The sequence below is a fragment of the Phytobacter sp. V91 genome, from assembly GCF_965644225.1.
GTDB lineage: Bacteria > Pseudomonadota > Gammaproteobacteria > Enterobacterales > Enterobacteriaceae > CBFFRJ01.
The window spans coordinates 20310-29988 of sequence record NZ_CBFFRJ010000059.1 but is presented as its reverse complement, the minus strand read 5'-3'; the positions used below and the strand labels follow the sequence as shown (position 1 = coordinate 29988).

The window sequence follows — 9679 nt, the reverse complement described above, 5'->3', positions numbered from 1 at the left end:
TTGGGCGGCTCATGGTTTGTCGGCGCCTTTGAGGCGCTCACCCTAAAGCCTCCGGCTCTGCCGGAGGATACTTACTGGCAGGTCGGAATAATCTCAGATATGAAGGAGATAGCCCGCATTCGCGGGCTTTGTCACTTACTCAGAAACGGCGATGTCGACAAGATCAACCACCAGGCCTGATTGTTGCAGTTGCGCACTGATTTCCTGCGGAAGTCGCGTATCGGTTATCACCCGGTTAAAATGATTACCCGCGCCTAAAGGGTACGGATGCACGGCACCAAATTTTGAGCTGTCGGTCAGCACAATGGCCTCGCAGCCTTTTTCCAGCACCGCATTGACCACATCGGTACGCATCATGTCGCGGCCGGTAAACCCTGTTTCAGGCAGCCAGCCATCAATACCAATAAAGGCTTTGCTGAAGTGCACCTGTTGCACAAACTGACGCGTCAGCGGACCAACCATACTTTCGCTTTTCTTCTGGTAGATACCACCCAGCAGGATCACATCGCACAGTGCGTCTTTCAGTAAATGGGCGATATAGCTGCTCACCGTAATAATGGTGATATCACGCTGTTCCCCAAGGCGGCGGGCGAGAAGGGCATTACAGCTGCCATTCTCAATAAATACCGTTTCGCCTTCTTTCACCTGCGAGGCGGCAAAATCTGCAAGCTCACGCTTTACGGTGTAATTATTCATCATCCGCGTTTCGACATCATCGCTGTCCAGCGGGACGGCAAATCCATGGGTTCGGCGCAGATAACTCTCTTTTTCCAGCGTATTCAAATCCTGACGAATAGTGACCTCGGACACGCCGGTCATTTTTGCCAGATCCGAAACGCTCATTCGGCCTTTATCAATAACCGTCTGGAGAATGCGTTGTTGTCGGAAATTCATAGCTACTATTTTTCGTGTTATTACAGCAAGGATTGATATCACTCGCCCCGACAGGAAACATCACAGCAGCGGGGCGATGACAGAATATTAATTACACTTCCCAGGGCGTTTTGGGTTGCCCGCTGAGTCCGTCCTGGCCTGCAGTTTCGAGTTGCTGCAATTCCGCCTTCAGGATCTCCAGGTTACGAATGGCGGATTGGTAATCACCGGCAACCAGAATATCCAGCACGGTATCAATCCGTCCGGTCAGTTGCTTTACGTCAATGTCGGCCATGTCTTCACCTTTATGTATGAAAATTAACAAAATGAATGATGCAGAAAACAGTGTAAAAAGAGAAGAAGAAAAACGAAATCTCAAAATATTATAAGCACCAACTATATATTCACTAACTTACATACTGTCGGGTTTGTTGCTGGATTAGTCTTGCTTTGCGCACTACGCGCTTTTATTTCGGAGGATCAAGTCTATGACAGTTATCAACCAGGCTACGTGCAAACTTTTTACCGATACTGAGCGTTTTACGCAGCTTTCCTGCTATTACGAAGAAGAGCGGCGCACGGTATGGATGATGTTGCGAGCGCAGCCCCGTCCCTGTTTTAACCACGTATTAATCGAAGAGATCATGAATGCTTCCTGGCTGGTCAGGCAGGCGGGATTTGCGGTTGATTTCTGGGTTACAGGCTCGCTGGTCCCCGGAATGTACAATACCGGAGGGGATTTACGCTTTTTTGTCGAGTGTATCCAGAACGGACGACGTGAAGCGCTGCGGGCCTATGCCCGTGCCTGTGTGGATTGCGTACATGCCGCGTCCCGTGGCTTCGATTCCGGTGCCATTTCTCTGGCGATGGTGGAAGGCAGCGCTCTGGGCGGAGGATTTGAAGCCGCACTGGCGCACCATTTCATTCTTGCACAGCGCGATGCCCGTCTCGGATTTCCTGAGATAGCCTTTAACCACTTCCCTGGCATGGGAGGATATTCACTGGTGGCTCGCCGCTCAGGCATGAAACTGGCGGAAGAACTTATCTATAAAGGAGAGTCCCATACCGCAGAATGGTATGAACAGTATGGGCTGGTGGATCAATTGTTTGAACCCGGGCAAGGCTACATGGCAGTCAGAACCTTTATTGACACGCTGCAGCCAAGGCTCAATGGCGTCCGTGCGATGCTGCGCGCCCGCCAGCGGGTCATGCAACTTCCGCGCAGCGAGCTAATGGACATTACTGAAGACTGGGTTGACGCTGCATTCTGTCTGGAACCCAAAGACATTGCCTATATGGAACGTCTGGTGCAGTTACAGAACCGGCATGCAGCCACCACGCTAAGTCGGGCCAGCTGATTTATTTTCGCGACAGATAGCGTTTATACCATCGCTCGAATGCGGCAGCGGGCATGGGTTTAGCAAATAAGAATCCCTGTCGTTCGTTGACGCCGTTCTTGGTCAGAAAGGCGTCTTCTTTCGTACTTTCCACACCCTCAGCAATCACCTGTAAATTCAGCGCCTGCGCCACTGCCACAATGGCACGCACCAGCGACTGAGAAACCGACTGCTTATGGATATTTTTGACGAAGGACTGGTCCAGCTTGATGGCATCGATAGGGAAGCGCGCCAGCTGTGACAGGGAGGAATAACCGGTACCAAAATCGTCAAGATGCACCTGGGAACCAAGCTTACTGAACTGCTGGATCAGCGACAGCGCCAGATCTTCGTTCTCAATCAGGCAACTTTCCGTCAGTTCAACATCAATCGGGCAGTACTCAAAATTGAGATCCTTTAATGCCTGCTTCAGGTCGCTAAAAATCGTCTGATCCGCCAGCTGGCGGGCGGAAACGTTTACCGCCACCCGCAAATTAATGCCTTTGTCACGCCATTTTGCCACCTGGCGTACCACATCGAGCATCACCCAACGGCCCAGCGGAACAATCAGCCCTGACTCTTCGGCATAGGCAATAAAATCCAGCGGCGGGATAAGGCCGCGCTCCGGAGACTGCCAGCGTACCAGCGCTTCGAGGCTGCGGACTTCACCGCGCCAGGTCACTTTGGGCTGGTAATGGATAACCAACTGGTCTTTATCCAGCGCTTTGCGCAGGTTGGTATCCAGCCACAGATATTCGAAAACGCGCTGATTCATTTCAGGCGTAAAGACACAAAATTTACCGCGTCCATTCTCTTTCGCGATATACATCGCCGTATCGGCGTTACGAATAATACTTTCGCGATCGTTGCCGTGCTGTGGGGCAACGGATATTCCCAGTGAGCAGCCGGTATAGACCTCAATAAGACCGATACGAAATGGCTGACGTAAGCGGGTAATAATCCGAGACGCCATCGCCTCTAATGCGCTCTGGGAGGTATCGGTCGCCAGCACGATAAATTCATCTCCCCCGAGCCTGGCCAGTACCTGGCCTTCATCGAGGCAGCTTAAAATGGCCAGCGAGACAGCCTGAAGCAACTGATCGCCAAACATGTGACCGTAGGCGTCATTCACTTTTTTAAAGTTATCCAGATCGAGGTAGACGACGCCAGCCTGCGTGTCGCCGCGATGTTCAATCGCTGCACTGATTAATTCATGGATAGCGTTACGATTGGGTAATCCGGTAATGGTGTCGGTATTGGCTAAAACGCGTAAACGTTCCTGCGCCCGACGCTCCTCTGTAATATCCGTACCTGAACAGATAAGAAATATTTCATTTTTACCGCTGCCGCTGTGGACAAATTTATTGCGGAACAGAAATAAGCGCTGCCCTTTGCGGGTTTTAATCCAGCGTTCGACTTCATAGGATGAGCCATTGCGAAAGAATTCATTGATATTGTGCCGGGACGCGGCGGCTTCTTGTTTGGTCATAAACAGCTTAAAGACGTTCTGACCAATAACTTCATGCTCTTTGAGCCCGGTATATTCTTCACACAGACGGTTAAAGCGCTGAATATTACCGTGCCGGTCGAGAATAACGATAACCGAGTTGGCTTCAGAAACCACTTGTTCGGCAAAGGAGAGCCCCTGCACTAAATCACGCGCCACGGAAGAGGTGTCATGCCATGAAGAGGCGGTGCCAGCCCATTCATTTTTATTGATTTTCCGCCCAACGAGATGGACCGGGATGTCATCGCCGAATAAAGAAAGGTGCATTGTCAGACTGGAGGTAATGACCGTGAGCTGACGCAGCTGTATTGCCTGATCATCACTGAGCGTCACCACCTGGCTCACGTCAGAATCTTCATCAGGGGCGAAGTGCAGGGCGTTGCTGTCCGCGCTTAACCGCCAGGAAGGGCTGCTGGAGCCCAAATAACGAAACAGTAAATTCTGTTCCTGCAAGTCTCTCATTCTCTCTCCCAACCTACCCAAAAGCGCAACGGATACTTATTTAAGGATGGATTAACCATCTGTTTGCCTGGTGCAGTCCAGGGAAAACATATTGTTTTTATTTACAATCTCATAATCAACGCGTCCCGCTTACAAATATAGCGGGTGGGTAAAATTTGCATAGGTTAAGACTGGCGTTGTGTGCAGATATTTTTTTATTGTGGCGGGTTTAAAGGTTTTGTGGGAGGAATTGAGAAAAAATGCATGTGTAACCGCATTCATTGTGGGGATTCAGGCTCCTCCTGAGGAAGAGCCTGAATGAGAGAGATAATCAGACTGCCGGACGGGCGATAACGCTGCGTGTTTCCATACGCACTTCGGCAATGGTCACATCAATAACGTCGGTGACCTTAAACACGGATTCACCTTTAATCTGCACGGTGCCGGTTTCCTGGCTGCATACCAGTTCATCCCGAACCGCATGAATAAAGGGCGCTGGAATAAACGCCACTGCGCCGTTGTCCACCAGACGGACACGCATACCCCCGCGGCTGACATCGATAATTTCAGCCGCAAAGCGCACGTCAGTTCCGGCTTTATCCTGCAGATAACGGGCATACAGCCAGTCGCCGACATCACGTTCCGCCATGCGGTTCAGACGACGGCGCTCTGCCATCTGTACGGTGATTTCAGCTTGTGGACGCGCTGGCGTTTCACCTTTGATAATCGCTTTGAGCAAGCGATGGTTAATCATGTCGCCGTATTTACGAATAGGCGAGGTCCAGGTGGCATAAGCCTCCAGACCCAGACCAAAGTGCGGGCCTGGATCAATGCTGATTTCTGCAAATGACTGGAAGCGGCGAATACGGCTGTCGAGGAAGCCAGAAGGTTGAGCATCCAGCTCACGACGCAGGGTGCAGAAGCCGTTTAAGGTCAGGACCTCTTGCGCATCGACCTCAATACCATGGGTTTTGAGCAGTGCGGCGAGTTGCTCGCTGCTGGCAGGATCAAAGCCCATATGTACGTTGTAGACACCAAAACCGAGCTTATCACACAGCACGCGAGCGGCGCAGATGTTGGCGGCTATCATCGACTCTTCAACAATACGGTTAGCAATCCGCCGTGGTTCAGCCACGATGTCCAGCACTTCGCCTTTCTCACCGAGGATAAAACGGTAGTCCGGGCGATCTTTGAACACCAGCGCGTGGGTTTGACGCCACTGAGCGCGGGCGAGGCAAACACGGTGCAACAGACGGATCTGGGCGGCAATTTCGTCGTTCTGCGGTTGCCAGTCGCCGCTGTTTTCTAACCAGTCAGACACCTCGTCATACACCAGTTTGGCTTTTGAGGTGATGGTGGCGGCAAAGAATTCAATGTTGTCTTCGATGCTTCCTTCCCTGTCGATGACCATGCGACAGGCCAGCACCGGGCGGACTTCATTGGCGCGCAGCGAGCACAGGTCGTCGGACAGCTCGCGCGGTAACATTGGAATGTTGAAACCGGGCAGGTAGTTGGTGAACGCGCGAATTTTGGCGTTGTTGTCGATATCACTACCTTGTGCCACCCAGGCGGTCGGATCGGCAATCGCCACGGTCAGATGCAGCTTGCCGTCAGCGGCCTCTTCAACAAACAGGGCATCGTCCATATCTTCAGTGCTGGCGCTGTCAATGGTCACAAATTCCAGCGCGGTCAGGTCAATACGTTGCAGATTTTCGTCCAGCATCTGGCTGGCCACACCGTTCGGTGCTTCTTTCTCAAGATTGTGACGCGCCAGGGTTACCCACCAGGGAACGAAATGATCGTCGCCAAAGGTAATAAACTGGGTCAGTTCAGCGTAGAAGGTGCGATCGCCTTTAAGCGGGTGACGGCGCATTTCGGCTACCGCCCAGTCACCATCTTTAAAATCATGGGCCACGTCACGATCTGCGCGGCAGGGAATAACGTCCTTGATTAACGGATGATCGGGAACAATAGAAAGACGATCGTCTTTGCGTTGAACTCTGCCGACAAAACGTGACAGGAATGGCTCAACCAGCTCTTCCGGCTCAGCGGATTCCCGATCTTTTTCAGTATGGACAACGGCAATAATGCGATCGCCATGCATCACTTTTTTCATCTGCGGCGGCGGGATGAAATAGCTTTTTTGCGCATCGACTTCGAGGAAACCAAAGCCTTTTTCCGTGGCTTTCACGACACCTTCCGCACGAGGTGTTTGGGAATGAAGTTGCTGTTTTAGCTGCGCGAGCAGCGGGTTATCCTGAAACATAGTTTTCTATTTTCGTGGCTGAAAGAGCGGCTGACAGTTTTACGCGAATCTGGGGGTTGCAGCAAGCGCTCTTTGGGCAAAATCCCTTGCGAAGGCTAAGCATTAAGCCACCGTAGGCGATAAAAAGTTACCCGACATCGCCGAGGGCTATTTTCAGTCGATTAAGCCAGCCGCACAGCGCACACCAGACCACCACCCCAAGGGCGGATGACGGGGTAAAACCGTTGGTTAACAGCGCCGAGAAATGCGCAGGGCTAAAACGGTCAGGCGCACAGGAGAGCATCCTGACGGCCTGGATAATGGCGCCCACTGGGGCGCTGGTTTGCTCATGGAGTTTGAGCGTGCGGCTGCCATAACGAACCGCATCGGCCTGTTCCTCACTGCCGCTCCAGCGCTGCTGGCTTTCAGTAAAGCAATGCGGGCTGCCGTTGATTCTGGCGCTATAGAGGGCAATCAGTTCGCTGACGGTTTCATCCCCCAGAGCCGGTTGTGCGCTGGTGTAGATCTCTGCGAGCAGATCCAGTAGCGGGGATTCATGGGCCAGCACCGGGGCCAGCAGACGAAACGCGGGCTGCGGTTGCCAGGCCGCAAGAGATTCCAGTTGCCGGGCGCTGGCAACCCGCAGATCGACGCCTGCGATCCCGGCGGTCCACTGGCAGGAAGGCGCATCAAACAAGCCAGATGGCGCTTCCTGCTGCATTGCCATTCCAGGGATCAGGCGCACTGGTTGTCCTGCGAGCGCCTGAAGTCCGGCAACAACGCGCGCCTGGAAACCCACATACCCGATGATCTGCGCCATCAGAATAGTGTCATAGTCGGTCAGACCTACATCATCGAGCTGCTGACGGGCGCGGGCATCAATCACCTCCGGTGACGCGGCCAGCTGGCGGGCATACTGGGTAATTTGCGCCAGCCGGTGATTACTCTCGCGGGATGAATCCGGGCCTGTTTGCGGGGCCAGACGCGCAGCATAGTGATTACACAGCCGTTGCACACCATATACCTGGGCGACGGTCAGAGCGGTACTCAGCCGGTCATACATGCTCAGGGTGCGCAGACGATTTACCGTCACCCGTTGCGGAAAGAGAAGGCCATAGAGTTTTATTGCCGGTGTTAGCCAGAGCTGAGATGCATCAATCACATCAACGGGTAATAACAGGTCGAGCAGAAAGGGGTCCTCCACACGTGCCGCTTCGGGCACGAGCGGCAGCGTCTGTGGGTGACGCGCGCTCGACTGGGTTTCATGATACCAGTGGCTTTTGCCAGAAAAACGGCGTTGTTCCATGGTCGTTCCTTGGTCTGAAAGTGGCGATCCGAACGGGGTATTGCGCAGATACGGCGGATCTATTTCGCTGCTTTATCCTGGCGTAAGCGGAGAGGGGGATGAAAGAATGTTAGGTGATAATAAATATCAGAAAGCTATATAACCTGAATGTATAAGGCGGGGCAGGGAGTATAGAAAGAAAATACCCCCCAGGACTGGGGGGTATAAGGGGATTATTTCAGTTCCAGCTCGTTCATTGCGGCGATGCTGAAACCGCCGTCAACATGAACCACTTCGCCGGAAATACCTGCGGACAGGTCAGAGCACAGGAAGGCTGCGGAGTTACCCACATCTTCGATGGTGACGGTACGGCGAATCGGGGTTACCGCTTCACAGTGGGCCAGCATTTTACGGAAATCTTTAATGCCGGATGCCGCCAGAGTACGGATTGGACCAGCAGAAATACCGTTAACACGAATACCTTCCGGACCCATTGCATTGGCCATATAGCGAACGTTGGCTTCCAGAGAAGCTTTCGCCAGACCCATCACGTTATAGTTCGGGATAGCGCGTTCAGCGCCGAGGTAGGAGAGGGTCAGCAGGGCAGAACCCGGGTTCAGCATTTCACGGCAGGCTTTGGCCAGAGCTACGAAGCTGTAAGAGCTGATGTCGTGGGCGATTTTGAAACCGTCGCGGGTTACCGCGTTCACGTAGTCGCCGTCCAGCTGGTCGCCAGGAGCAAAACCGATGGAGTGAACGAAACCGTCAAACTTCGGCCAAACTTTAACCAGTTCGCTGAACAGGTTTTCGATGCTGGCATCTTCCGCAACGTCACAAGGCAGCACGATGCTGGAACCCAGTTGAGCGGCAAACTCTTCAACACGGCCTTTCAGTTTGTCGTTCTGATAGGTGAACGCCAGCTCAGCCCCTTCACGGTGCATAGCCTGCGCGATACCGAAGGCGATGGAAAGTTTGCTGGCAACGCCGGTTACCAGAATGCGCTTACCGGTAAGAAAACCCATAGCTTTTAATCCTTATAGTTACTGTTATGCGATCTGCATTAAATGCGGATCGTTGTTAAAACGCGGCGATTCTAACATGAGTCGCCGTATGAGTTAATCCGACCACTGAACGGCATAATGGCCTTAGCGGTCCTGTCGCCAGGCATCGGCGGTCAATGCTTCGCCAAAATGACCGGCAATCAAACGCTTAGTCAGATCGTGCAGGGGTGAAGCCAGTACGCTGGCCGTGCTGCCACGCTCGACGACTTCCCCCTGATGCATCACCAGGACCTGATCGCTGATGTGCTTCATCATACCGATATGCTGGGTGACATAAATATAAGCGATACCCTGCTTTTCCTGTAATTCCAGCATCAGATTAATTAATTGCGAGCGCATCGACATATCCAGCGAGGCCAGGGCTTCATCGGCAATAATCACTTTGGGCCGCAGGATCAGCGCCCGCGCAAGCCCCAGACGCTGCTTTTGACCGGGCGCAAACATATAGGGGTAATAGCTGGCATGATCCGGCAGTAACCCGACCATGCGCAGGGTTTCATAGATCCGCTTTTGCCGGGCTTCGGGCTCAAGGTCGGTGTTAAGTCGCAACGGGAAATCAAGGATCTGTGAAATACGCTGCCGTGGATTCAGCGACGTTGACGGATCCTGAAAAATCATGCGAATACGCTGGCTGCGAAACGAATAATCACCATAGTGCAACGGGTGGTCATCAATGAGTAACGCACCGGTGCTTGGCTCTACCATCCCGGCGAGCATTTTCGCCAGCGTCGATTTACCCGAGCCGTTTTCACCAATAATGGCCAGCGTCTGTTTTTCTCTGAGCGTAAAACTGAGCGGTTTCACGGCTTCCACGGTTTGCTGACGGAACCAGCCGGTGCGGTAGCGAAAGGTCTTACTCAGATTGCGTACTTCGAGCAAGGTCTCAACCAT

The 9679-nt window shown here is 52.8% G+C and carries 9 protein-coding genes; 2 read left to right on the top strand and 7 right to left on the bottom strand.

All coding sequences use genetic code 11. The annotated features are described in order from the left end of the window. A partial coding sequence (locus ACSZO4_RS13630; RefSeq protein ID WP_437889513.1) for a hypothetical protein occupies positions 1 to 180 on the top strand: 180 nt, incomplete at its 5' end. Here ACSZO4_RS13630 and yciT read toward each other — a convergent pair. After that, positions 136 to 894 carry a DNA-binding transcriptional regulator YciT gene (gene yciT / locus ACSZO4_RS13625; protein ID WP_437889512.1) on the bottom strand — a complete coding sequence of 253 codons (759 nt, stop codon included), beginning with the start codon at positions 892 to 894 and terminating at the stop codon, positions 136 to 138. The genes ACSZO4_RS13630 and yciT overlap by 45 nt on opposite strands. Before the next feature lie 91 nt (positions 895 to 985). After that, positions 986 to 1168 carry a protein YciZ/DeoL gene (yciZ, locus tag ACSZO4_RS13620; RefSeq protein ID WP_437889511.1) on the bottom strand — a complete coding sequence of 61 codons (183 nt, stop codon included), beginning with the start codon at positions 1166 to 1168 and terminating at the stop codon, positions 986 to 988. A gap of 193 nt (positions 1169 to 1361) precedes the next feature. Here yciZ and ACSZO4_RS13615 point away from each other — a divergent pair, with 193 nt between their 5' ends. Further along, positions 1362 to 2231 (top strand): crotonase/enoyl-CoA hydratase family protein, encoded by an 870-nt coding sequence (locus ACSZO4_RS13615; protein ID WP_437889510.1) that lies wholly within the window; start codon positions 1362 to 1364, stop codon positions 2229 to 2231. 1 nt (position 2232) lies between these two features. On the opposite strand, the gene pdeR is transcribed toward ACSZO4_RS13615, so the two are convergent. The 5 genes from pdeR to sapF form a co-directional block, all read right to left on the bottom strand. Beyond that, positions 2233 to 4218 (bottom strand): cyclic di-GMP phosphodiesterase, encoded by a 1986-nt coding sequence (pdeR, locus tag ACSZO4_RS13610; protein ID WP_437889509.1) that lies wholly within the window; start codon positions 4216 to 4218, stop codon positions 2233 to 2235. A gap of 310 nt (positions 4219 to 4528) precedes the next feature. Then, a complete protein-coding gene (locus ACSZO4_RS13605) occupies positions 4529 to 6463 on the bottom strand; it encodes an exoribonuclease II (protein WP_437889508.1) in 1935 nt (644 codons plus the stop codon). A 127-nt stretch (positions 6464 to 6590) separates the two neighbouring features. Beyond that, positions 6591 to 7748, bottom strand: coding sequence for a CMD domain-containing protein (locus ACSZO4_RS13600; RefSeq protein ID WP_437889507.1), 1158 nt, complete (start codon positions 7746 to 7748; stop codon positions 6591 to 6593). 212 nt (positions 7749 to 7960) lie between these two features. Beyond that, positions 7961 to 8749 carry an enoyl-ACP reductase FabI gene (gene fabI / locus ACSZO4_RS13595; RefSeq protein WP_437889506.1) on the bottom strand — a complete coding sequence of 263 codons (789 nt, stop codon included), beginning with the start codon at positions 8747 to 8749 and terminating at the stop codon, positions 7961 to 7963. Positions 8750 to 8872: 123 nt separating this feature from the next. Continuing rightward, the gene (gene sapF, locus ACSZO4_RS13590) at positions 8873 to 9679 is read right to left on the bottom strand and encodes a putrescine export ABC transporter ATP-binding protein SapF (protein WP_437889505.1); all 807 of its coding nucleotides are present in this window, start codon (positions 9677 to 9679) and stop codon (positions 8873 to 8875) included.